Source organism: Sulfurimonas hongkongensis, assembly GCF_000445475.1.
Classification (GTDB): domain Bacteria; phylum Campylobacterota; class Campylobacteria; order Campylobacterales; family Sulfurimonadaceae; genus Sulfurimonas; species Sulfurimonas hongkongensis.
The window spans coordinates 1-26415 of sequence record NZ_AUPZ01000014.1 but is presented as its reverse complement, the minus strand read 5'-3'; the positions used below and the strand labels follow the sequence as shown (position 1 = coordinate 26415).

At 34.4% G+C, this 26415-nt stretch carries 19 protein-coding genes and 1 tRNA gene; 18 read left to right on the top strand and 2 right to left on the bottom strand.

Going from position 1 to position 26415, the window contains the following annotated elements; translation table 11 throughout:
• The first annotated feature begins 154 nt into the window (after positions 1-154).
• From M947_RS21885 to selD, 15 genes are all read left to right on the top strand, one after another.
• The gene (locus M947_RS21885) at positions 155-529 is read left to right on the top strand and encodes a RidA family protein (protein WP_021288300.1); all 375 of its coding nucleotides are present in this window, start codon (positions 155-157) and stop codon (positions 527-529) included.
• A gap of 221 nt (positions 530-750) precedes the next feature.
• Positions 751-1746 carry a type I glyceraldehyde-3-phosphate dehydrogenase gene (gene gap, locus M947_RS21880; protein WP_021288299.1) on the top strand — a complete coding sequence of 332 codons (996 nt, stop codon included), beginning with the start codon at positions 751-753 and terminating at the stop codon, positions 1744-1746.
• Positions 1746-2984 (top strand): glucose-6-phosphate isomerase, encoded by a 1239-nt coding sequence (locus M947_RS21875; RefSeq protein ID WP_021288298.1) that lies wholly within the window; start codon positions 1746-1748, stop codon positions 2982-2984. The genes gap and M947_RS21875 overlap by 1 nt, the downstream gene beginning before the upstream one ends.
• Before the next feature lie 2 nt (positions 2985-2986).
• Positions 2987-4642 carry an alpha-glucan family phosphorylase gene (gene glgP / locus M947_RS21870; RefSeq protein WP_021288297.1) on the top strand — a complete coding sequence of 552 codons (1656 nt, stop codon included), beginning with the start codon at positions 2987-2989 and terminating at the stop codon, positions 4640-4642.
• Between the two features lie 83 nt (positions 4643-4725).
• A complete protein-coding gene (locus M947_RS21865) occupies positions 4726-5001 on the top strand; it encodes an early set domain-containing protein (RefSeq protein WP_021288296.1) in 276 nt (91 codons plus the stop codon).
• A gap of 25 nt (positions 5002-5026) precedes the next feature.
• Positions 5027-7528, top strand: coding sequence for a sugar phosphate nucleotidyltransferase (locus tag M947_RS21860; protein ID WP_021288295.1), 2502 nt, complete (start codon positions 5027-5029; stop codon positions 7526-7528).
• A 10-nt stretch (positions 7529-7538) separates the two neighbouring features.
• A complete protein-coding gene (locus M947_RS21855) occupies positions 7539-9560 on the top strand; it encodes a glycoside hydrolase family 57 protein (protein WP_021288294.1) in 2022 nt (673 codons plus the stop codon).
• A gap of 10 nt (positions 9561-9570) precedes the next feature.
• Positions 9571-11604 (top strand): alpha-amylase/4-alpha-glucanotransferase domain-containing protein, encoded by a 2034-nt coding sequence (locus tag M947_RS21850; RefSeq protein ID WP_021288293.1) that lies wholly within the window; start codon positions 9571-9573, stop codon positions 11602-11604.
• Positions 11597-12610, top strand: a complete 1014-nt coding sequence (locus tag M947_RS21845) for a galactose-1-phosphate uridylyltransferase (protein ID WP_021288292.1) — start codon at positions 11597-11599, stop codon at positions 12608-12610. Before M947_RS21850 ends, M947_RS21845 begins: the two co-directional genes overlap by 8 nt.
• A 1-nt stretch (position 12611) precedes the next feature.
• A complete protein-coding gene (gene pgm / locus M947_RS21840; RefSeq protein WP_021288291.1) occupies positions 12612-14252 on the top strand; it encodes a phosphoglucomutase (alpha-D-glucose-1,6-bisphosphate-dependent) in 1641 nt (546 codons plus the stop codon).
• Positions 14252-15628 (top strand): glycogen synthase, encoded by a 1377-nt coding sequence (locus M947_RS21835; RefSeq protein WP_021288290.1) that lies wholly within the window; start codon positions 14252-14254, stop codon positions 15626-15628. Before pgm ends, M947_RS21835 begins: the two co-directional genes overlap by 1 nt.
• On the top strand, positions 15625-16458 hold the full coding sequence (locus M947_RS21830) for an ROK family protein (RefSeq protein ID WP_021288289.1): 834 nt from the start codon (positions 15625-15627) through the stop codon (positions 16456-16458). Before M947_RS21835 ends, M947_RS21830 begins: the two co-directional genes overlap by 4 nt.
• Positions 16455-17915 (top strand): glycogen synthase GlgA, encoded by a 1461-nt coding sequence (gene glgA, locus M947_RS21825; RefSeq protein WP_021288288.1) that lies wholly within the window; start codon positions 16455-16457, stop codon positions 17913-17915. The genes M947_RS21830 and glgA overlap by 4 nt, the downstream gene beginning before the upstream one ends.
• 1 nt (position 17916) lies before the next feature.
• Complete coding sequence (gene glgB / locus M947_RS21820; RefSeq protein WP_021288287.1) at positions 17917-19836, top strand: 1,4-alpha-glucan branching protein GlgB; 1920 nt, start codon at positions 17917-17919, stop codon at positions 19834-19836.
• Between the two features lie 190 nt (positions 19837-20026).
• Positions 20027-21061: a selenide, water dikinase SelD gene (gene selD / locus M947_RS21815; protein ID WP_223175390.1), complete on the top strand. Its 1035-nt coding sequence runs from the start codon at positions 20027-20029 to the stop codon at positions 21059-21061.
• A 3-nt stretch (positions 21062-21064) separates the two neighbouring features.
• Here selD and M947_RS23550 read toward each other — a convergent pair.
• Positions 21065-21162 (bottom strand) — tRNA-Sec (locus M947_RS23550).
• A gap of 55 nt (positions 21163-21217) precedes the next feature.
• On the opposite strand from M947_RS23550, the gene selA reads away from it, so the two are divergent.
• The 3 genes from selA to mnmH are packed head-to-tail and all read left to right on the top strand — an operon-like array spanning position 21218 to position 25498.
• Complete coding sequence (gene selA, locus M947_RS21810; RefSeq protein WP_021288285.1) at positions 21218-22561, top strand: L-seryl-tRNA(Sec) selenium transferase; 1344 nt, start codon at positions 21218-21220, stop codon at positions 22559-22561.
• Positions 22542-24422: a selenocysteine-specific translation elongation factor gene (gene selB / locus M947_RS21805; protein ID WP_245541266.1), complete on the top strand. Its 1881-nt coding sequence runs from the start codon at positions 22542-22544 to the stop codon at positions 24420-24422. Before selA ends, selB begins: the two co-directional genes overlap by 20 nt.
• An 11-nt stretch (positions 24423-24433) precedes the next feature.
• Positions 24434-25498, top strand: a complete 1065-nt coding sequence (gene mnmH, locus M947_RS21800) for a tRNA 2-selenouridine(34) synthase MnmH (protein WP_021288283.1) — start codon at positions 24434-24436, stop codon at positions 25496-25498.
• On the opposite strand, the gene M947_RS21795 is transcribed toward mnmH, so the two are convergent.
• Entirely contained in the window at positions 25488-26351 is an 864-nt protein-coding gene (locus M947_RS21795; protein WP_281166953.1) for a diguanylate cyclase, read from the bottom strand. The two genes, mnmH and M947_RS21795, sit on opposite strands and share 11 nt — an antisense overlap.
• Between the last annotated feature and the right edge of the window lie 64 nt (positions 26352-26415).

Here is a 26415-nt window from a genome sequence, read left to right as displayed (position 1 = left end):
TACTTTGTAACTTCTAATGATAAGATAGTCTTTACTTTTGCACTCTACTAGGATGAGCTTGACTTTAGGTCATATCTAAGAGATGTGGGTAAAGAAAGAGCAGTAAAGATAAAAAAGTGAGATAAAATAAAATAAAATTAAGGAAAATTTACAAATGAAATTTATACAAACAAACAAAGCACCTTCGGCTATAGGACCTTACTCACAAGCAGTTGTGGCAAATGGGATGGTTTTTACTTCTGGACAGATTGCACTTACTTCTGATGGAGTTATGTGTGAAGCTGATGTTGTTCTTCAGACAAAACAGGTTTTAGCTAACTTAAAAGCTGTTTTAGAAGCCTCTGGCAGTTCAATGGGAAGCGTGATTAAGACTACTATTTTTATATCATCTATGGATGACTTTGCTACTATAAATGAGATATATGAAGAGGCTTTTGGCTCTCATAAACCTGTTCGCTCAACTGTAGCAGTTAAGACTCTACCAAAAAATGCTTTAGTGGAGATAGATGCAGTTGCACTTATAAAATAAAGAGATTTTAGAATCTTTTTAAAAAGTCAACATCTTCATATATACTTGATATTTTTGGATTAAAAGCTATTTTTTATCTCTTATAGTCTTTAATTAAAGTATTTATAAAAACAAATAGTGTTACTATACATTATCACATAAGATTTTCTCTGCTAGAGAAACCTTGTGGTAATGGCAACTATTAACCCTTTGTTAAATACAAAAAAGAAAAGGATTTTAAGATGGCAATAAAAGTAGCAATAAATGGAACAGGTCGTATAGGTATAATTGTCGCTAAAATAGTTACAAGTAGAGATGATGTAGAGTTAGTGGCGATTAACACTACTGCAAAAGCTGATATGCTGGAGTATCTTTTTAAGTATGATAGTGTCCATAAAGGCGTGGATGCAAAAATCATAGATGAAAACACTATAGAGATAAATGGCAAAAGAGTTGCAATGAGTTCTACTCGTAACATTGAAGAGTTAGAATTTGGTAAGCATGGTGCCGAGGTTGTTATAGAGTGTACGGGTGTCTTTTTAACTACAGACAAGGCTAAAGCTTACCTAAAAGATGGTGTTAAAAAAGTTGTAATGAGTGCTCCTGCAAAAGATGATACTCCAACTTATGTTTTAAATATTAACACAAATGAGTACAAAGGTGAAGCAATTATCTCAAATGCAAGTTGTACTACAAACTGTTTAGCTCCTCTTTGTAGAGTCTTAGATGATGAGTTTGGCATCCAAAATGGACTTATGACAACTATACATTCATATACAAATGATCAAAATATTCTTGATGTGAAGCATCCTAAAGATATGCGTCGCGCACGTGCCGCAGCAATCAACATGATACCAACAACAACTGGTGCTGCAAAAGCTATTGCACTTGTTATGCCAAATCTTAAAGATAAGCTCAATGGTTATGCTATGCGCGTTCCAACTCCTGATGTCTCGGTGGTTGATTTAACTGTTAACCTTAAAAAAGATGTTACGGTTGAAGAGATTAATGCTGCATTTGAGAAAGCCTCTAAAACAAACTTTGCAGGTCTTTTAGAGATAGACAGTGACAAAAGAGTCTCTTCTGATTTTATTGGCTCAACATATAGTGCAACTTATATCCCTGATATGACAAGTGTTGTAGATAAAAATAGTGTTAAAGTTTTAGCCTGGTACGACAATGAATGGGGGTATAGTTCAAGATTAGTAGATATGTGTGTATTTGTAGGAAGTAACTAATGCTTACATTCTCTAGCCATTTTTCACAAAAGCTACCTTATCAAGATAAAAATCTTCTAAATGAGATGCTTGAGTCTTTGCAAAAGGAGATGGATGGAGATGAGGTAGGTTATTATAAACTACCTCAAAGCTCTAAAAAATTACTACAAGAGTTAAAACCTATGGATATAGATAGATTTTCTCAAGTAGTTGTTGTTGGGATAGGTGGTTCTTCACTTGGCATAAAAGCGATTAATTCGATCCTTAAACCGATAACTAAAGATGCAAAAGAGATGATTTTTTTTGAAAACTCTGATCCTTTAACTATCTCAGAAAATATCTCAAAAATTGATAAAGATAGAGCTTGTTTTTTTATAGTCTCAAAATCAGGCTCAACAATTGAGACAACCTCCATCTTTAAAACACTGATAAAACATTTTTCTCTTGAGTTAGATAATGCAACTAATATATTTGCCATAACAGATAAGGACTCTTATCTCTCAAAATTTGCTACATTTCACAATATAAAAGAGTTTAATATCCCGCATAATGTTGGTGGGCGTTTCTCAGTTTTAAGTGCTGTGGGTATTGTGCCGCTTTATATAGCAGGATATGATGTTGAAGCTATCTTAGAAGGTGCAGCAGAGTTTGAGATGAGCTTTTTTAATGGACATGAGAACCATCTGTTAGAAAAAGCTAACTATATATATGCCAACTCAAAAAAAGAGAATATAAATGTAGTTTTTTCATATGCAGATAGGTTAGAGAATTTTACAAAGTGGTATGTCCAGCTTTGGGGTGAATCTTTGGGCAAATTAGACAGGGATAAAAATCATGTTGGCTTAACTCCTATAGGACTTATTGGCGCAGTTGACCAGCACTCTTTTTTGCAACTAATAATTGAAGGACCTAATGATAAAAGTATCACTTTTATCAATATAGAAGATTTTAAAAACCCTTTAGAGATACCAGATATTTCGTTACATGGTATAGAACAAACTGACTTTATCAATAAACAAAGCTTTAACAAACTGATAAACGAGCAATGCAAAGCTACAATGCAGAGTGTAAGACAATCAGGTGTGAGTTCGGACATAATTACATTAGATGAGATTAGTGAAAAAAATATAGGTGCCATGATAATTTATTATGAACTGCTAACTTCATTAATAGGTAAAGTTCTGCATATAAATACTTATAATCAACCAGGTGTAGAGCTAGGCAAACAAATATTATATAAAAATTTAGGGAATAAATAACTATGAAACTACAAAATTATCATATAAAAGACAAATATACAACTTCAGTTGCGTACTTCTCTATGGAGTTCGCTATAGATCAAGCACTAAAGATATATTCAGGCGGATTGGGTTTTCTAGCAGGCTCACATATGCGTTCTGCATATGACTTAAAACAAAATGTTGTTGGTGTTGGAATATTGTGGAGTTTTGGTTATTACGACCAAGAGCGTAATGAGGACCGTACACTAAACCCAAAATATACGAGAAAGTTTTATTACTTTTTAGAAGAGTTACCTGCAAAAATCTCTGTAAGAATCAATAATAAAGATGTAGTTGTTAAAGCTTATTTACTTCGTCCTGATGTCTTTGGAACAGCCCCTATGATTCTATTATCAACAGATGTAGATGAAAATGACTTTTTATCACGAACAATTACACACAAGCTTTATGATGGAAATGAAAAAACACGTATAGCTCAAGAGATAGTTTTGGGTATTGGTGGTGTGAAAGCTTTAGAAGCAATAAATCAAAATATAGATGTTTACCATATGAATGAGGGTCACTCTCTTCCTTTAGTTTATGAGTTATATAGCCGTTTTAACGATATAAATGAGCTTAGAAAACACGTTGTTTTTACTACTCATACTCCAGAGGCCGCAGGAAATGAAGTGCATAATATACATCTCTTACATGAGATGGGTTTTTTTGCAGGACTTGATCTAAAAACTATAAGAGAGATATCTGGTTATGAACATGATGATAACTTTAGTTTAACAGTTGGAGCTCTAAGAAGTGCTAAAAGATCAAATGCTGTTTCTAAAATACACGGAATTGTTGCAAACGAGATGTGGAAAGACACAGATGGAATATGTGAGATTATATCTATTACAAACTCTCAGGATAAAAAATACTGGACAGATAAGATTCTTATACGAGCACTAGATGAACATGAAGATTATCAGGTTGAAGCTAGAAAAAAACATCTTAAAAAAGTTCTTTTTGCCGAAGTTGCAAATCAAACGGGAAAAATGTTTGATCCAGAGGTATTAACTATTGTTTGGGCAAGGAGATTTGCTGAGTATAAGCGTCCTGGACTTTTAAAATATGATTTTTATAGATTTGTAAAACTCATAACAAATGAGGAGAGACCAGTTCAGATAATCTGGGCAGGAAAACCATTTCCAACTGACTTTGGTGCTATAAATATTTTTAATGAGCTTATAAAGATTGGTCATAAATATAAAAATATTGCTGTTCTTGTTGGCTATGAACTCTCCCTATCAAGGCTTTTAAAGCAGGGAAGCGATGTTTGGCTAAATACCCCTAGAATCACAAGAGAAGCAAGTGGTACTAGTGGTATGTCAGCTAGCATGAACGGCTCCATACATTTTTCTATAAACGATGGTTGGCATCCTGAGTTTGCAAGAGATGGCAGAAATGCATTTACTATACCTGAGGTAGACCCTAAGTTAAGTATAGAAGAACAAGATAGATTAGATAACAAAAACATGATGGATATATTAGAAAATAAAATAATTCCAACATATTATGATAATCCAAAAAGATGGGTAGAAATTATGAAAAATGCTATGGGTGAAATAGAGCAGGATTTTCATTCTGGAAGAATGGCAGATGAGTACTATGTAGAGATGTTTGATTATAATAAAACACAATAAAGAAAGTGTTATAACTTCACAATAACTTCACAACTACTTTGTAAGATAGAAAATAGAAATCTTGTATTTTTAAGGAGGAGATTATGCTAAAGATAACTAAAAAAGGTGATAAAGCCTGGGTCACCTTTTCATTTCTGCCAGAATCCAAGGGTGAAGTGTTTTTGTGTGGAGAGTGGAATGGCTGGCAAGATGAAAAGATGAAAGTAAAAAAGAGTGGTGAATATTATTTGACAAAAGTCTTAAAGTGTGATGAATCTTATGAGTTTGGTTATAAGGTTGATAATAGATGGAGTTGTGATAGCCAAGTAGAGAGTGTAGAGTCGCCATTTGGATCAAAAAACTCACTTTTAAAACTATAAAAACAAATAAATTTAGGAGCTTAGCATGAAAGCAGTAGTTATGGCAGGTGGATTTGGTACTAGAATCCAACCTTTGACACACTCAAGGCCAAAACCAATGTTACCAATAATGAACAGACCTATGATGGAACATACAATGATGATGCTCAAAGATTTGGGCATTAAAGAGTTTATAGTTCTTTTGTATTTTAAACCAGAAATTATTGAGGATTACTTTAAAGATGGAAGTGATTTTGGGATTAATATAACTTATGTAGTTCCTGATGGAGATTATGGTACTGCTGGTGCAGTGAAATTAGCACAAGAGCATATTGGGAATGACAACTTTATCATTATAAGTGGCGATTTAGTCACTGATTTTGATTTTAAAAAACTCTTTGATTTTCATAAAAAGAAAAAATCTAAACTCTCTATTGGTTTAACCTCTGTTGAAAATCCCCTACAATTTGGTGTAGTTATAGCAAATAAAGATGGTGTAATTGAGAAATTTTTAGAAAAGCCAAGTTGGGGAGAAGTCTTCAGTGACACAATAAACACTGGCATCTATATAGTAGAGCCAAAAATCTTAGACTATATCCCTACAAATGAAAACTTTGACTTTGCTAAAGATTTGTTTCCTCTGCTTATGAAAAAAAACGTAGACTTGATGGCTTGTAATTTAGAAGGGTATTGGAGAGATGTTGGAAACCCTGAGAGTTATAGAGAAGTATATGATGATATTTTAAACCATAAAGTAAATTTTAAGATTCATGGTAAAGAGCAAAAATATTACGATGGAGTATTGTATAGTGATGAGATATATAAACTTGATAAATCTGTTGAAATTACAGGGACAGTTCTTTTAGGTAAAAATGTAAAAATAGGTAAAAATGTAAAATTAAACAATGTAATTATTGGAGATAATGTAGTTATTAAATCATCTTGCAAGATTAGAAACAGTGTTTTTTGGGAAGATATCAGTGTAGCAAGAGGTGCAAAGCTAGATAATTGTATTATTTGTAACAGTAACGAGATAGGTATAAATGTAACAGCAAAAGCTGGTTTGATCTTATCTGAGGGTTGTGAAGTCGGAGAGTTGACAATATTTCAACAAGATGTTGTAATTTGGCCTGACAAAAAGATAGAGGCAGCTTCAATCGTAAGTAATAATCTTGTCTTAGGTAGTAAGTATAAAAACTCTATATTTGAAGATGGAAGTGTTTTTGGTAAAAGTAATGTAGAACTCTCATGTGAAATGGTTACAAAACTAGCTGAAGCCTTTGCTTCGCAGTTTCCAATTGGCTCTAACATTATAGTAGGTAGGGATCATGATAAAAGTTCTCGTATGCTAAAGCGTGCATTTTTAGGAGGATTACTCTCTTCTGGTATTAATGTTATCGATATAAAAGGTGCCCCGCAACCTGTAATCAGACATGAAATTGTTAACAATGACTCTATAGTTGGTGGAGCTAATTTTAAAAGATGTACGCTAGATACACTTAGTTCTGAAATCACTCTCTTTAATGAAGAGGGTATGAAAATAAGTACAAGTTCATCAAACACTATTGAAAAAGCATTTTTTACAGAAAAATTTCGTAGAGTGGATTATTCTCAAATTGGTAGTATCCGTGAGACTACTCACCATGAAGAGTGTCATAGATATAAAAATGCTATAGAGGGTAAGATTAATAATGGCATCATTAAGTGTGGTACTTTTAAGGTAGTAGTGGATCTGATGCACGGCACCATAGCTGAAATAATGCCCTCAATACTAAACTCTATAGGAGTGGAAAATATAGTTTTAAACACTTACTATGATGAACATAAATTATCTAATATCGCACTCCTAGAAAAAAATAGTGCAGCAAATACATCTGCAATCGTAAAAAGTCTGGGTTTTGATATGGGAGTACTCATTCATCAAAATGCCAAAACACTGAGTTTGATAACAGAAAATGGGAAAGTGTTAAGTAAAGTAGAACTGCTCTATAGTGTCTTAGAACTTCTAAATTTATCTGCTGTTGGCAAAAAGAAAAGGGTTTTTTTGCCAACTTGGTCACCAGATATAAAGTACTTTGAAAACCTAGATATACAACGAGGCAATTACTCAAACTTTAAAGCAAAGGAGCTTATGAAGTATGATTTAATAGCTACAGTTGATGGAAATTTTGCTTTTACTGAGTTTAGTTATACTCGTGATGCAATATACTCAGTTTTAAAGATAATGGAGCTTTTAAGTTGTCATAAAGTTAAACTCTCTAGTCTTGTTAGATCTATAGAAGAGTTCTATTATAAAACTTTTAAAGTCGGTTGTGTTCAATCACTTAAGGGTAAAATGATGAGAAGGTTTCTAGAAGATGCAAAAGATAAAAAATCATCTACTGATGATGGTGTTAAAATCTGGGAAAATGATACAGACTGGATTTTAATGATTCCAGATCAATATAATGATCATCTTAATATCTATATTCAAGCAAAAGATGATGATTCTGGTGATGCTATTTATGAAAAATATAGTGATAAAATTTTAAAATGGTCAAAAGACTAAAGGATGAAAAGTGAATCTTAGTTTTATATGGCATATGCATCAACCTGATTATCGCGATGTAAGCGGTATTATGCAGATGCCATGGGTTTTTCTGCATGCAATAAAAGATTATTATGATATGCCTTGGATGCTCTACAGGCATAAGGGCTTAAAGGCTACTTTTAACATAACATCTCCGCTTATAGAACAGCTTGAGCTATATTATAACAGAGCGGATGAACATGATAAGTTTTTAGCTCTTTGGCTTAGTGACCCAACTCTTTTAGATGAAAAATCAAGAGCTTGGATTTTAAAAATTTGTAAAAGCACTCAGTATGACACTGTTGTTAAAGAGTTTCCGAGATATAAAGAGTTATATCATAGAGAACATTTTAACAATAATGAACTTTTAGATATTGAAGTGCTTTTTATTCTCTCTTGGTGTGGTTTTTATTTGAGAAAAAATTCTCAAGTTGTAAAACATTTGATTTTAAAACAAAGAGACTATGATTATGAAGATAAAGCTTTGCTTTTAAAGGAGCTCTCTGGGTTTATCTCAGGCATCTTTGATTATTATAAAAAGCTACATGAAGAGGGAGTCATTAGCATATCTACAACACCTCTAAATCATCCGATTTTGCCACTACTACTAGATATGAAAAATGCAATATATGCAAACGCTAGCACCAATATTCCTAAAGATCACATGTCACTAGCCGATGATGCAGCCTTGCAAGTTGTAAAATCAAAAGAGTTGTTTTTTAAAACTTTTGGGTTTACTCCTGATGGATTTTGGCCAGCTGAGGGATCAGTGGATGAAAAAACAGTAGCACTTTTAAGCCAGCACGGTATAAAATGGATAGCGACTGATGAAGAGATACTCTTTAAGTCTATAAATTCTCACTATAGAGATAATCTCTATAAAGTTTATCAATACAATGAGATGTGTATGGGATTTAGAGATCATCATTTAAGTGATTTGATAGGCTTTTCATATAGACATCAAGAAGCCATCTCTGCTGCAAACAGTTTTATAAATGAGCTTCAAAAGATAGAACATAAAAACAATAAAAGCACGGTTTTTATCATTTTAGATGGTGAGAATGCCTGGGAGTTTTATAAAAACAATGGCTTTGATTTTTTTGATGCACTCTATAGCAGATTAGGCAACCTAGAGTGGTGCAAAACCTTAACTATGGATGAGGTTTATGAGTTAGATAAAGTAAAACTCGAAAACTTAGCTCCTGGGAGCTGGATTAATGGTGAGTTTAATACTTGGGTTGGTCACATTGAAAAAACTAGAGCTTGGGAGCTTATATATATCACAAAAAGAGATTATCAAAGACATAAAGATAGTTTAAGTGATGAGATAAAAGATAAAATAAGTGAGCATTTTTTAGCTGCAGAGTGCTCAGATTGGTTCTGGTGGTATGGAGATGATCACTACACAGACTTCGGTGTAGAGTTTGATGAGTTATTTAGGAATCATTTGATTGAAATTTATGACTTGATGGATCTTAAAGCACCGACTGATATTTTTATACCAATATTAGAAGATAAGAGTGTTATGCATTTTTGGTTAAAACCACAATCTCATATATCTCCATACCTCAATGGAAAACATGACTCTTTTTTTGAGTGGATTGGCTGTGGTGTTATTGATGAGAGTAAACTCTTCTCAACGATGGATAGGCAAAGAGGTCCAGTAAGAAAGATACTATATGGTCAAGATAGTGAAAAAATATATATCTCATTTTTAGCTAAAAGAGATAAATTTAACAGTGATTATTTTATCCATATAATAATTGAACCTCTTAATATCAAGTCAAAATTAGCCTTTAAATCACAAAAAACATCTATTGGACCACTTGAAGTTGAAATAGCTTTTGATGATGTATTTGAGCTAAGCATAGATAAAAAGTCAATAGATACCGACTCAATATCTATAATCTTTGAAATTGAATATGATGAAAAGATTATTCAATCTCTTCCTGGTTTTGGTGAACTCAAAATTGATCTAGGTGATGATTATAGTAAAAACTGGTTTGTATAAGGAAAATAATATGCATAAAGTATCTTTGTTGTTTGGTGTACATATGCATCAACCAGTTGATAATTTTAATGAAGCAGTCGATGAGGCAATAGAACTTTGTTATAAGCCTTTTTTTGAGACAATGCTTAAGTATAGTGAGTTTAAATTTAGCGTTCACTGTAGTGGTTGGTTACTTGATAAAATCAGAAATAATAACCCTGATATATTTAAAAATATGAAAACATTAACTGATAATGGCTCCATTGAGTGGATAAGTGCAGGGTATTATGAACCAGTTCTAAGCTCAATTACATCAACAGATCGTCAAGCGCAGATAAAAAAACTAAACAAATATATAAAAAAGCATCTCGGCGTAAAACCAAAAGGTTTGTGGCTTACTGAACGCGTTTGGGAGTCATCAATAGTTCCAGATATAGCAGCTTGTGGGAATGAGTTTGTGATGGTAGATGATTATCATTTTTTAAGTAGTGGTTTTAGTGCAGATAAAATGAATGGATACTATAAAACTGAAGAGAGTGGAGCAGAGATAGGCTTGTTTCCGATTGCTCAGTCTCTTAGATATGCCTTGCCATTTTTTAGTGTAGAGCGCTCTATCGATGCAATACTAAAATGTGCAGATAATGAAAACTCTGCTGCTATAATATTTGATGATGCAGAGAAATTTGGTTTATGGCCAAAAACTCATGAGTGGGTATATGAGAAAAAATGGCTAGAGAAATTTTTAGAGACAATCATAAATCATCAGCAGATAAAAACAGAGCATTACAGTGAGTATATGAAGCAAAATCGTTCTTTAGGTTTAGCATATTTGAACAATACTTCGTATTTTGAGATGGGAGAGTGGAGCTTAAAGCCAAAGCAAACTATAGCCCTAGAGCGTTTAAAAAGAGCTCTTGGAGATGAGTATTTTAATGAGATGGCAGTTGCCTTTGTAAAAGGTGCTACTTGGAAGAACTTTTTTATAAAGTATAGTGAGAGTAACTATCTTCATAAACGGATGTTAAATCTTAGCCTAAATCAATATGACTTAGATGAAAATTCTTTAGAATCACTCTACAAACTACAAACAAATGATGTTTTTTGGCATGGAGTTTTTGGAGGTCTTTATCTTCCAAACCTAAGAGATAATGCTTATAAATATCTTCTTGAGATAGAAAAAACAAGAGCCAAAAATCATACAGTATATGAGGTTTTAGATATAAATAAAGATGGATATGATGAACTTAAAGTATTGACCCAAAATTTAAGTGTTGTTTTTTCAACAAAACATGGTGCTCAAATGATTGAATTTGGCTCTTTTGATACTCTTTTTAATTGGCAAAATACACTTACAAGAAGAGAAGAGGCTTATCATGAGAAAATTTTAAATCCAAAAACAGTAGAAACAACAGAGCAACATAGTGAAGATGAGATAGAGACTATACATAGTGATTTAGCGGTTATAGATGAGAGTTTAAAAGATGAGCTTATATATGATTGGCATCCAAAATATTCATTTATAGACCATTTTAGTTTTGAGGATTTTTTACTAGAAAATTTTAAAAACCTTACTTTTAGAGAAGTTGGTGATTTTGCAAATCAAGCCTTTTTAAAAGAGGAAAATAAAAATATTTTTACAAGAGTTGGCGGATTGTATTTAGATGCAGCATATCCAACAACCTTAACAAAAGAGTATCTGTTTGATAAAAATAAAATAGAGTTAAAGTTAGATGTAGATAGCAAATACGATCAAAAACTCTTTTACGCTATGGAGTTTAATCTTCATTTTGCACATCCATATAAAGTGACTTTTAACTCTAAAACGATGGGTGATGGCTTTAGTGAAATTGATTGTAATGAACTTCTTATTGTTGATGATTTTACAAACAGACTCTTAAAACTAACAATAAACAGGAAGTGCAATATATATGGATATATCTTAAATACAGTATCTCAAAATGAGAGTGGCTTTGAGAGAGTAGCACAAGAAATATCTTTTATATTTACAACTTCATATAAATCAAACTTAAGTTTAAATATTGCATTAGAGGTGATAGATGTCTGAAATAAGATTAGATACAATTAATAATAAATATGTGATTATTGCACCAGAGAGATTGCATAGACCTAATTTACAAAACTATACTAAGCGAAAAGAGTTTAATCCAAATTGTCCATTTTGTGAAGGTAATGAATATATGACTCCTAATGAGGTCTATGCCCTGAGATATAACGAACCAAATAAAAGAATGTGGAGAACAAGAGTAGTACCAAATCTTTATAAAGCAGTTCAAGTTGAGCTTGAAGATATATCTCAAAGGGATGGAATATTTGAGTATAAATCTGGTGTAGGTGCTCATGAAATTTTGATAGACTCTCCTTGTCATGATTGTGATATTTATGATTTAAGTGCTCTTGATGTTGAGAATTGGTTACGTAGTATGATCATAAGAATAGAAGATTTGAAAAATGACAAAAGACTTATATATTTAAGCATCTTCAAAAATTTTGGGCAAAATGCTGGAGCTACGCAAGATCATCCTCATACTCAACTTCTAGCACTTCCTATCATGCCTAAGAAACAATTGGCTTTTTTAAATAGAAATGCAGAATACTATGCCCGCCATGGACGAGGAAAGATAGAAGATGTAGTTCATAATGAGATTAAGGCAAAGAAAAGAGTTTTATACATTGTTGGAAACTTTGTCTCCTTTTGTCCCTATGCAAGTGAGTATCCATTTGAAGTTATGATAGCCCCTACTAAAAATATATCGAGCCTAAACAAGTGTTCGAGAGAAGATATCATCGACTTGGCAAATATAATAAGAATGACATTTATAAAATTAAATAAACAGCTTGGAGATTTTGATTACAACTTATATTTTGATATAGCACCCTTAAACTTAAACTTTGAGACTGAGAAATATATGTCAACTATTGATAAAAATTACCGTTTTACCTTAAGGATAACTCCTAGAATCTATAGACTGGGTGGTTTTGAAGTCTCCACTGGAATGTATATAAATAGTGTTGAGCCAGAATACTGTGCAAGACTATTAAGAGGAGATTAAAATGGTAAATGTGTTAGCGGGTAAGGTAGCTCCAAAAAGTGAACTTATAGATGTTGCACGGCTTGTAGGTTCTTACTATGAACTAAATCCAGACTCTAGTAAAGAGGCGCAGAGAGTTAGTTTTGGGACTTCTGGTCATCGAGGAGATGCGCTAAAGAGAAGTTTTAATGAAGCTCATGTGATGGCAATAACTCAAGCAGTTTGTGAGTTTAAAAAGAAGATGAGTTATGATGGTGTTATCTTTGTAGCAAAAGATACTCATGCACTCTCCACCGTTGCACAGATGACAATTATGAGAGTCTGCGTGGCAAATGAAGTGTCAGTGGCTATATCTAAAGATGGTAACTATATACCTACGCCCTTAGTCTCTTTTGCTATCTTAGAACACAACAAAAAAAACGTACAAAAGGCTGATGGGATTGTTATAACTCCATCACATAACCCTCCCTCAGATGGTGGTTTTAAGTATAACCCGCCAAATGGTGGACCAGCTGATACTGATGTGACTTCATTTATAGAGATGCGTGCAAATGAGATACTAAAAAACAATCTCAAAGACGTAAAAATAGTTAGTTATGAAGAAGCTTTAGCATCTAATTTTTTAAGCGAGTATGACTATATAACGCCATATGTGGAAGCGCTTGGCGAAATACTAGATATGAACTCTATTCAAAAATCAAATCTAAAAATAGCAGCTGATGCTCTTGGTGGAACAGCTATAGCTGTATATGAGAAAATAAAATCTCATTATAATCTTGATATGGATGTCATAAATCCATATGTGGATTATACTTTTTCATTTATGACGCTTGATCATGATGGCAAGATTCGTATGGATTGTTCTTCCCCTTACTCAATGGCTTCACTACTTAGTCTAAAAGATAGCTATGACTTGTGCGTTGCAAACGATACAGATGCCGATAGACATGGAATAGTTACGCCAAAAGGTGGACTTATAAATCCAAATCACTATCTTAGTGTTGCTATTTGGTACTTGTTTAAATATAGAGAAAATTTTACAAAAGATTTAAAAGTTGGAAAAACATTAGTTTCTAGTTCTATGATAGAGCATGTCTGTAAAAGCTTAGATAGAGAAGTCTATGAAGTCCCAGTTGGATTTAAGTGGTTTGTTGATGGACTATATGATGGCTCTTTAGGCTTTGGTGGTGAAGAGAGTGCAGGGGCTTCTTTTCTTCGTTTTGATGGAATTGTTTGGAGCAGTGATAAGGATGGCATTATCATGGCGCTCTTAGCTGCTGAGATTATGGCAGTAACAGGTAAAGATATAGCAGATATTTATGAGGATTTTGAAGAGGAGTTTGGCAAATCCTACTATGACCGAATAGATGCACCTGCTAGCTTAGAGCAAAAAAAGATACTAAAAACTCTTAGGGCTGAGTCTATAGATATAGAGTCACTCGCTGGTGAGAAAATCCAGAAGGTCTTAAGTAGTGCTCCTGGAAACGATGCAGAGATTGGCGGACTTAAAATTGTTACAAAAAATGGCTGGGTGGCAATGCGTCCATCTGGAACCGAGGATATATATAAGATATATGCAGAGAGTTTTATCTCAAGCGAGCATTTATCACAAATTCAAAAAGAGGCTCAGGCTATTATGCAAGAGCTGTTTAAGACTCTATAATGAAGATACTTTTTGCTTCAAGTGAGATGTTTCCCTATGCTAAGAGCGGTGGTTTAGCAGATGTTGCCGCCTCACTTCCAAAATCACTAGCAGAGTTTGTAGATATATCGACTCTTATACCATTTTATGGTTTTATGAAAAAAGAGGGCTTAGTACTTGTGTTTAGTGATAAGATTAACTTAGGCGGAGTCTCTTATGGGTTAAAATTTTATAAAAAAGATAACACAACTACATATTTTGTGCAAGCTCCACTACTTAGTGATACACAAAATCTTTATGCAGATGAGTCGGGAGATTATGCAAACAATAATTTGCGTTTTGGTGTTTTTTGTAAAGCAATAGTAGTTTTAGCAAAAAAATTAGATGTAGATATCTTGCATCTAAATGATTGGCACACAGCTCTTAGCTCGCTTTATCTAAAAGAAAAAAAATCAAAAATCAAAACTGTGTTAACTATTCATAACCTTGCATATCAAGGAATTTACAGTAAAAGTTCATTAAAAAAACTCTCTATAGATAAAAAATACTTTAATGTTGATGGAGTAGAGTTTTATGACAAGGTTAATTTTTTAAAAGCTGGTATAGCCTATAGTGATGCTATCACGACTGTTAGTCCAACTTATGCAAAAGAGATTTTAACACAAGAGTTTGGATGCGGTCTTGAAGGTTTTTTAGAACTTCATAAAGATAAACTCTATGGAATATTAAATGGCATAGATAAGACTCTGTTTAATCCAAAAACTGATGAGAGTCTGTATAAAAAATATGATTATAGTAGCTTAGATAAAAAAGAAGAAAATAAAAAAGCTTTTTTAAAAAACTCCTCTTTAAAAAATCCAAAACTCCCACTTTTTGTTATGGTAACCCGTCTGGTTGAGCAAAAAGGTATAGATTTAGTCATAGAGTCGCTAAAAAAAATATTGTCAAAAGAGTTAAATCTATTTGTAGTGGGAGAGGGAAGTGCAGAGTTTGCAGTCAAGCTTGAGAAGTTTTCAAGTAAGTATGAAAACTTTGAGTTTACCAATATCTATAATGAGGAGTTGTCTCACAGGATTTATGCTGCTGCAGATTTTTTACTAATGCCATCAAGATTTGAGCCATGTGGACTAAGCCAAATGATTTCAATGAGTTATGGAACCCTGCCTATTGTTCATGAAATAGGCGGACTAAAAGATAGTGTTAAGGATGGAGTTGATGGGATTATATTTAAAGAGGAGAGTAAAAAAGATTTACTAAGAGCTGTCAAAAGAGCCATAAAACTCAAAAAAAATAGTGAAAAATTTGACTCCATGAGAATAACTGCTATGAAAAAAGATCTCTCATTTACTAAGAGTACACTTAAGTATATAGAGCTTTATAAAAAGACTTTAGGATGACTTTAGTTATAGATGCAGGTGGTACACACCTTCGTGCTGAGATTTATAGAGAAGATAAACTACTCAAAAAGTTAAATGAAAAAAGTTCGGCTGTAGGATTAGCATCGTGGATTGAGACAATAATCAAAGAGTATAGTGATGTAAAAACTATTTGCATCTCTTATGCAGGTCAAGTAAAAAATGGAGTTATAATTTCTGCTCCAAATATCAAAGTAGATATACATGAGATAAAAGAGTATTTTAAAGAGAAGTATGAGATTGGACTTTTTATAGAGAATGATTTAAATTGTGCAGTTCTAGCGGAGGGTACTTATCTTAAAGAAGAAGATATTTGTGCCGTCTACGTTGGAACTGGTCTTGGCCTTGGAGTTGTTAGTTCAGGAAATCTCATAACGGGCTTTAGTGGAGTGGCAACAGAGTTAGGACATATACCATATAAAGAAGCTCCTTTTGAATGTGGATGCGGTAAAGACAACTGCATTGAACTCTTTGCATCAGGTTCAGCTTTAGCTAAATGGAAAAAACATAAAAATATAGATAGTAAACTAACTCTACAAGAGTTAAAAGAAACTCCAGAGTTTAGTGAAATATACGAAGAGTTTGAACTTGCACTGCTTTATGCAATCTCAACTGCCATAACACTTTTTAATCCAAAAGTTGTAGTTTTAGGTGGTGGAATCATAGAGTCAAATCCAAAACTTGAGAGTATAATAGCTTCAAAGATAAAAAACTATGCTATGCCAGTTGCACTTGATGGTGTGAAGATAATGACAACAAAACTAAAAAATGCACCAACTATCGGTGCTTTAATGCTAAGGGATTCAAAATGAGTAATAAAAATTTAAATATACTATTTGTAGCATCAGAGGTTGTCCCATACGCTAAAACTGGTGGCCTAGCAGATGTTGCAGGAGCACTTCCAAAAGCTATAAAAGAGTTGGGACATAACATCATAGTTGTGATGCCAAGATATTACCAAATAGACACAGCAAATCTAACAAAACTACAAGAGCCTTTGGGTGTTCCTATGGGTGTGATGGGTGAGTTTTGGGCGGGCGTTTATACAACTATGATGCCCAATAGCAAGGTGCCAATATATTTTATAGACTATGAAGAGTATTTTGGTAGAAGTAAGCTTTATGAGGATGGGGACGGAAATGCATATAAAGATAATGACAACCGTTTTATATTTTTCTCTAAAGCAGTTCTTCAACTCTCTAAGATGCTAAACTTTGCTCCAGATATAGTTCATGCAAATGATTGGCACACTGCAACTATTCCACTTCTTATGAGAACTAGGTTTGTTCATGATTTTGCACATACTAAATCAGTTCTAACTATACACAATCTACAGCATCAAGGTCACTTTTTTAAAGGCGCTGTAGATGTTTTAGAGGTTGGTTGGGAGTATTTTAATGCACATGATTTAGAGAGTAATGATGGAGTAAACTTCTTAAAAGGCGGAATATCAAGAGCAGATGCAGTGACAACTGTTTCTAAAAAATATGCACAAGAGATTCAAACTCAAGAGTTTGGTTTTGGACTTGAACATCATATGCAAGCTCACGCACATAAGATATATGGCATCTTAAATGGTGTGGATTATGATGAGTGGAATCCAGCTGTAGATAAACTCATTGCTAAGAAGTATGACGTGGATGATATGAGTGGCAAGGCTGTGTGCAAGCGAGATATTCAAAAGCACTTTGGATTTGAACTTAGAGAAGATGTAGCTTTGATAGGTTTTGTTGGAAGATTTGTAGAGCAAAAAGGTATAGCTATGATAGCTTCCATCCTTAACTCTATACTAGATTTTGATGTTCAAATAGTTGTGCTTGGAACTGGTGAGAAGTGGGCAGAAGACTTCTTTAGCACGACTTCTTATTATCGTCCAAACTTTGCTGTGCATGTTGGCTATTCAGATGCACTAGCTCACAAGATAGAAGCGGCAAGTGATATGTTTTTGATGCCCTCACTCTTTGAGCCATGTGGATTAAACCAAATCTATAGTCTTAGATATGGAACCTTGCCGATAGTCAGAGCTACAGGTGGTTTGGATGATACTATCCATAACTATGATGAGTTTCATGAGAGTGGGAACGGCTTTAAGTTTTACGAAGCATCTAATGACGCACTTTATCACACTATAAAATGGGCATTAGATGTTTACTATAACTCTTCTGACTCATTTCTTGCTATGCAAAAGAGAGCTATGAGAGAGTATTTTGGTTGGGATAGTGCGGCTTTAGAGTATGTAGATATTTATAAAAATATACTAGGAAGATAAGATGAACTATGATATGTTTTACGATGTGACTCTCTTTAGTGACTTGGATATTTATCTCTTTAAAGAGGGAACTCACTCAAAACTCTACAATCATCTAGGTGCGCATCTATATACAAGAGATGGAGTAGAAGGCACATACTTCTCTCTCTGGGCTCCAAATGCAAATAGTGTCTCAGTTAGAGGGGATTTTAACTCTTATGATATACACTCTCATCCACTAAAACAAAGAGATGATGAGTCTGGGATCTGGGAGGGATTTATCTCTAATGTTGAAGAGGACATGACATATAAGTACCATATAAGCTCAGGTTCTGAAAATGCAAATCCAGACAAAGCTGACCCCTTTGCTTTTTGCTCTGAGGTAGCACCTGCCTCAGCTTCAAAGGTTTATGAGCTTGATGGATATAAGTGGGATGATAAAAAATGGATGAAAAAAAGAGCAAAAAACAACTCTCATAAAGCACCTATCTCTATCTACGAGGTTCATTTAGGTTCTTGGAGAAGAAAAGTACAAGAGGATAATCGCTACTTAACTTATGTAGAGTCCGCAAAAGAGTTAGCACTTTATTTAAAAGAGATGAATTTTACTCATGTGGAACTTCTACCAATTACAGAGTTTCCATTTAAAGGCTCTTGGGGTTATCAAGTAACAGGCTACTTTGCACCAACAGCTAGATTTGGCACACCTCATGAGTTTATGCAGCTTGTAGATATTATGCATGAGCATGATATCGGGGTTATCTTAGACTGGGTGCCATCACACTTTGTGACAGATGGGCATGGTCTTATGAACTTCGATGGAACTTGTCTTTATGAACATGAAGACCCTAGAAAGGGTTATCATCCTGAGTGGAAGAGTGCTATCTTTAACTACGATAGAAACGAGGTTCGTGCTTTTTTGATAAGTTCGGCAATATTTTGGCTTGAGAAATACCACATAGATGGCATAAGAGTAGATGCGGTTGCTTCTATGCTCTACTTAAACTATGCAAGAAAAGATGGAGAGTGGGTGCCAAATGAAGATGGTAGTAATGTAAATCGTGGAGCAGTTAAGTTTTTAGAGCAGTTAAATGTGAGAGCTTATGGAGAGTTTAGCGATATTATGATGATTGCAGAAGAGTCTACAAACTACTCAAAAGTATGCGGAGCTGTGAGTGATGGCGGGCTAGGGTTTGGTTACAAGTGGAATATGGGCTGGATGCATGATATTTTAAAATACATGAAGCTTGACCCTATCTATAGAGAGCATCATCATAAAGATTTGACATTTAGTTTTGTCTATATGTTCAATGAAAACTATGTACTTCCACTTAGCCACGATGAAGTTGTTCATATGAAAGGTTCTTTGATAAACAAGATGCCCGGAGATAACTATAAAAAGTTTGCAAACCTAAGAGCACTTTACTCTTTGATGATGTCTCATCCTGGGAAAAAACTACTCTTTATGGGTGGAGAGTTTGCACAGTTTGCGGAGTGGGATTATGAGAGAAGCCTAGATTGGCATCTACTAGAGTATAAAGAGCATAAGGGGGTGCAAAACACTGTAAAAGAGTTAAATAGGCTCTATAAAATAGAGTCATCACTGCATCTTAATGATGTTGAAGAAAATGGTTTTGAGTGGATAGATGAGAATGACTATCAGGCCAACGTTATCTCATTTATCAGGTTTGGTACAAAAAAAACAAAACCTATCATCATAGTATGTAATTTTTCAGACAAAGAGCACATAGGTTACAACTTAGGCGTACCAACAAAAGGGACATACAAAGAGGTCTTTAGCTCAAACAATGAAGAGTTTGGTGGCTATGGTTCAGCAAATACAACTCCTATAAAATCACGAAAAGAGAGTTGTCATGGAAGAGAAAACATGATAAAAATCAACCTTGCATCACTGAGTGTTAGTTATTTTAAGAGATGCTAAATTAAAAAGCATAATCATTTTTTTACAAATAAGGTAAAATATTTTTTACTCTATTAATATTACTTTAACATTATTGTAAGTAAAATGCTTCTTAGACATTAGCCTATGGAATAGGTGTACATAGATGCCGAACTCTTTTTTTACGCACTCTTTGAACCTCTCATTTCATAAATAATTTTAAGGTTACTAAATGAACAATCAATATAGATTGACCAAGTTCGTTCAAGCAGCTGGTTGAGCAGCAAAGATGGGTCCGGGGGATCTAAAACATAGTGTTTGTTCACTCATTCCAGATGATAAAAATGTTCTTGTAGGTTTTGAAAACTCTGAAGATGCTTGTGTATATAAACTGCACGACGACGAGGCTCTTGTGCAGACTCTCGACTTTATAACGCCTGTGGTGGATGACCCATTTATCTATGGCAAGATAGCTGCTGCAAACTCGCTCTCAGATATCTTTGCAATGGGAGCTGAGGTTAAAACGGCTCTAAATATAGTAGGTTTTGATAGTACAAATCACACTAAAGAAGTCTTAGTAGAGATATTAAAAGGTGGAAATGAGAAGATAAAAGAGTGTGGTGGAGTCCTTATGGGTGGTCACACGATAGAGTCGCCTGAGATGTACTACGGACTTAGTGTAACTGGGCTGATTCATCCAGATAAGATTTTAAGAAACAACACTCCAAAGATAGGGCATGTTTTAGTTCTTACAAAGCCCATCGGTATGGGGATTTTAACTACAGCTATAAAGAGAGATTTGCTAAGTGAGCCAACCATGCTTGAGGCTATAAAGGTGATGCAAGAGTTAAACTATAAAGCGTCAAAGCTTCTTCGTGGATTTAATGTGAGTGCTTGTACTGATGTGACAGGTTTTGGGCTTTTAGGTCATGCTTTGGAATCTACAAACGATGGAGTTGCTATAAAGATAGATGCAAGAGAGGTTCCAATAATGGCTGATGCAATTGCCTTGTCACTTGAGGGTGTAGTGCCTGGTGGAACTAAGAAAAACATGGCTTACTTACAAGACAAAGTCACATTTGCTAAGAGTGCAGAGCATCTTCGCTTGATGCTCTGTGATGCGCAGACTTCTGGCGGTCTTTTAGTCTCGATGGATGAGCGAGATGCAAAAGAGTATATAAAGATGATAGAAGAGTATAGTTTTGGATATGCGAGAATCATTGGAAGTGTAGAGCCAAGAGGCGATAGAGCTATTGAAGTTTTTTAACTTTGGTGAGAAGGCGAAGGAATCGAACCTCCCGAGGCTTTGTCAGCAAAACCTCCATCAGGGTTGAAGCCTGTGGCGTCCACCAGGATCACATGCCCCCCAAAGTAGAAGTGAAGCTTACATCACAAAGTATAAAACCAAGATAAAAGGGTAAAAATGTTTTTACTAAAATCAATCCCTAAAGTTGACAAATTTATAGCTAAGAAAGAGTTTAAAACACTAGGAAGCGCTTTAGTTATGAGTTTGACCAAAGAGTTGCTTAGTGAGTTAAGAGAAAATATACTAAATGGGAGAGTCACTACTTTTAGTGAAGATGAGCTAGTAAAAGAACTTCTACAGAGATACACAGAACTTACCAAGCCATCACTTCAAACACTAATCAACGCAACTGGCATCATAGTCCATACAAACCTTGGAAGAAGTCTTATAGATGCAGATGCCTTTGATAGAGTAAAAGAGCTTATGACAAACTACAATAACCTTGAATTTAACTTAGAGAGCGGTAAACGAGGGGAGAGATACTCTCTTATCTCAAAGAGTGTTTGCTCCCTTTTAGGATGCGAAGATGTACTTATTGTAAATAACAACGCAAGTGCAGTTTTTCTTATCTTAAACACCTTTGCAAGGAAAAAAGAGGTAGTAGTTAGTCGTGGGGAGTTGGTTGAGATTGGTGGTAGTTTTAGAGTCCCTGATGTGATGAAACAAAGCGGCGCAAAGCTTGTTGAAGTGGGAACTACAAACAAAACTCATCTCTATGACTACGAAGATGCTATAGGTAAAAAAACCTCTATGCTTATGAAAGTTCACAAGTCAAACTATAGCATTGAGGGTTTTAGCTCAGATGTAGAGTTTGGTGAGATTGTAAAGCTAGCATGTGAAAAAGGTCTAATTGATTATTATGATATGGGAAGTGGACATCTTTTTGACCTGCCTTACGGGCTTGATGAGCCATCAGTTTTGGACTTTATGAAGCTAAATCCATCACTACTAAGTTTCTCAGGGGATAAGCTTTTAGGAAGTGTTCAAGCTGGCATTATAGTTGGTAAGAAAAAATATATAGATATGTTGAAAAAGAATCAACTCCTTAGAATGTTAAGAGTAGATAAACTCACTTTAGCACTGCTAGAAGAGAGTTTTAAAGCGATTTTACTGGGTAATAAAGAGCAGATTCCAACTGCAAGAATGCTCTTTCGCTCAACCGATGAGCTAAGAGAAGATGCCATGCAAGTTCAACAAAAGCTTAAAAAAAATATAAAAACTAATATAGTAGATACAAAAACTCTTATCGGTGGTGGAACTACTCCAAACAAAACCATCCCAAGTGTAGCCTTAGTTATAGAATCAAAAAATATAAAAGTTAAAAAACTTCAAAAACTCTTTCGCCAAAAATCAATCATCGGCCGCATCGAAGATGATGAGTTTTTGCTTGATTTTAGAACCATACAAAAAACACAGCTCCAACAAGTAGTAGATGCTATAGATGAGATTACAGATGTCTAACTTAATCATAGGAACTTGCGGACATATAGATCATGGTAAAACCTCACTCATTAAGGCACTTAACGGCTTTGATGGAGATAGTACAAAAGAGGAAAAACAGAGAGGCATCACTATAGATTTGAGCTTCTCAAATATCACAAAGCTTGAGAAAAACATTGCCTTTATAGATGTCCCAGGTCATGAGAGACTTGTAAAAAACATGATAGCTGGGGCTTTTGGCTTTGACTGCGTGCTCATTGTTGTGAGTGCATCTGAGGGGATAAAACCGCAAACTATAGAGCATCTTGAGATTTTAAAACTCCTTGGTGTTAGAGATGCTGTTTTGGTTTTAAGCAAAGCTGACCTTATAAGTAAAGAGGAATTGCAGATAAAACTTATAGATATAGAGGGGTTTGTTGCATCTTATGAGTTTGATATAAAGTTTACTATGGGCGCTTCTATATTTCAAGAGGAGACAATAGAAGAGTTAAGAGATAGACTTTTTAAACTTGAAGCTAGCTCAAAACAAGAGGAGAACTTCTTTAGATACTATGTTGATAGGGCCTTTAGCCTAAAGGGTGCTGGAACTGTTGTAACTGGGAGTATTTTGGGTAAACCTATAGCGGTAGATGAGAAGCTCTTCATTTGTGATCTGCAAAAAGAGATAAAGGTAAAAAATCTACAAGTTCACGAGAGAGATGTAGAAGTCGCAAGTATCTCAAATAGAGCTGCTATAAATATAAGTGGTTTGGATGCTAAAAGTGTGCAAAGAGGTTTTCTCATAAGTAAAAAAGGATATCTTAGAGGTTTTAAATCCATAGATATCTCATTTAACGCAATATCTGACAAGGCACTGCATCACAACAGAGCCTACTCCATCTTTATAGGCTCAAAAAAACTAAATGCTAAGGTTTTACTCTTTAGCTCAGAGGACTCACTTCAAAGCGGATATGCAAATATCAAGAGTGATGAGGATATCTTTAGCATCTTTGGTGAAAAAATTATTATCCGTGATGGTAATGAGAGTGTGGCTGGTGGAGTTGTGTTAAACCCTATCAATGATCCGATGAAAAAACAGCAAAAACTTCTTCTGCTTGAGGCGCTCTATAAAAAAGATATAGCAAAAGCTTATGAGATTTTAACCGAAGTACATAAAAAAGGCTTGGGTTTAATCTCTTCAGCTCAAAGATTTGCACTCTCTCACTCTAATGCATTAAAGACCGCAAAAGAGCTAAAAAACTCTTTCATTGATGAAAAAGAGCTTGTTATCTACCCACTCTCTACAAAAGAGATAATCTATAAAAATATAAAGGGAATCTACACAAAAAACCAATACGCACTACTCTCAAACTCATCCATAAAACTCCGCCTAAAGTGGGCAAGTGAGGGCTTTATACAAGTGGTTTTAGATGAGCTAGAAGAGGAGAGCTTTTTGATTAAAGATGCAAATCTTTATAGAAGTAGCCAGATAAAAGAGGACTTTACTAGCTCACTCTTAAACATTGTCTTAGAGCGACTTGAAAAAGAGTCCCTTGCTCCTACAGCTCCTTACAACATTTACGATGATTTAAACTTAGATAGAAAGATGGGTGATGACATACTAAAGAGTCTTTGTGCAAAAAAACAGGTCATAAGACTGCAACACAATATTTTTATACATCACCAAAGTCTAGCAATGATGGTAGATGCCATGAGGGGCATTATCAAAAAAGAGGGTTATATAGATATCGCAAATCTAAAAGAGAAGTACGATCTAAGTAGAAAGTATCTAATAGCATACTTAGAGTATCTAGACAATTTTTCAGACATCACAAGAGATGCAAATAAAAGGATGCTTTTAAATATAGATATAATATCACATGAAAATAAAAATCTTTTTTAAAAATGTAAACAATGTCTAGTAGTGATTTTAAGTCTATAGTTTTAAACTCTACACCGCTTATTGATGTTCGTGCTCCTATAGAGTTTGAAAAAGGCACATTTAAGAGTGCTGTAAATCTGCCACTTATTAGTGATAAAGAGAGACAAATAGTAGGCATCTGCTATAAACAACATGGTAATAGTGAAGCTATAAAACTAGGGCATAAGCTTGTTAGCGGTGCTGTAAAAGAGGAGCGTATTAAAGCTTGGTTGGATTTTATAAAACAAAGCCCAGATGCTAGACTTTTTTGCTTTAGAGGTGGCGAGCGCTCTAAGATATCACAAGAGTGGCTAAAAGATGCAGGATGCAATATAAAGCGACTCAAAGGTGGATATAAAGCCTTTAGAAATTATCTTCTAGAGCAAACAGAAGAGTCTTGTACAAGGTTTAAGCCCATCATACTTGGGGGTTATACAGGTTCAGGCAAGACTATACTGCTAAAGGCTTTAGAAAACTCCATAGACCTGGAAGGTTTAGCAAACCATAGAGGCTCATCCTTTGGCAAAAAAATTACTCCTCAACCTTCGCAGATAGATTTTGAAAATAATTTGGCTTATGATCTTATACAAAAACTTGAAAAGGGTTTTAAAAATCTAGTTTTTGAAGATGAAGGTAATCGAGTGGGAAGCCTATTTATCCCAAAAAATATTGCAAACTATGTCTCACAAGCACCTCTTATCATACTTCAAACTCCCATAAAGAAGAGGATAGAGATAACTTTTGATGAGTATGTCATTGAAGCTCAAAAAATGTATGCTAGTGATTTAGAGCAGTGGAAGAGAGAGATGCTAGGAGCTATGCATAGAATAGAGAGAAGGCTCGGTAGCCAAAGACATAGAGAGGTCTGTAAGAGCTTTGAAGACGCTTTTGCAGAGCAGATGCGAAGTGGCTCATTAGAAGTGCATAAAGAGTGGATAGAGACTCTGCTAGTTGAGTATTATGACCCTATGTATGACTATCAAATCAAAAAACGAGCTAAACAAGTAGAGTTTAGAGGTTCATACCAAGAAGTTTTGGAATATTTAGCTACTCTTTAGCACTGACTCTATTTCTACCGCTGTTTTTTGCGATATAAAGGGCATCATCGGCCCTTTTTAAAGCTTTTTCGATATCTGGTTCATTTTCTACATCTATTTGAGCTACACCTATACTTACTGTAAAGTTGAAATCTTCATCTTTTGGAGAGATAAGAGTAAAAGACTCTACTTGTTTTCGCAACTTCTCAGCTAAGAGAGTAGCGTCTTGGAGTGCTGTATTTGGTAGAAGTATCACAAATTCTTCGCCTCCGTATCTACAAACTATGTCACTTTTTCTTTGACTATCAAGTAGAAGCCGTGATAGATTTATCAGTACTTCATCACCAAACTGATGTCCAAAAGTATCGTTTACTCTTTTAAATCTATCGATATCTATCATAAGAATAGAGAGGTTCTTCTTCTCTCTTTTGGAGATATATAGCACTTCTTGAGATATCTCAGTAAAGTATCTTCTATTGTATAATTTAGTCATAGGATCAGTTGAGGCTAAGAGTTTCAACTCAATTTGTTTGAGTTTTTCTTCTTCTTTTTCTTGTTCCATTATTTTAAATTTATATGCAACCAAATAAGAAAGAAGTAGTGCTTCTATGATAAGCCCAATACTTGTGCCATGAGAAGATACATAGTTATAGCCTACAAAGCCAATGAAATATAAAAGAGCATAAACACTAAAAATCAAATAAAATGTATGAGCAAATAGAAATATTTTTATGAGTTTATCACCTTTTATGTAGAGACTAATACTAATCCACATAAAAAGGACAAGGGCATAACTAAGGGATAAAACGATAATCTCTAAGGCACTAGTAAAATTTATGAGTCCATAGACAAAGTTTGATAGAGATACAACTATAATGCTAGATAATTGTCAAGCGCAATGGGAGTGTTAGAAATTTCGTGTCAGTTTGATAAAATAC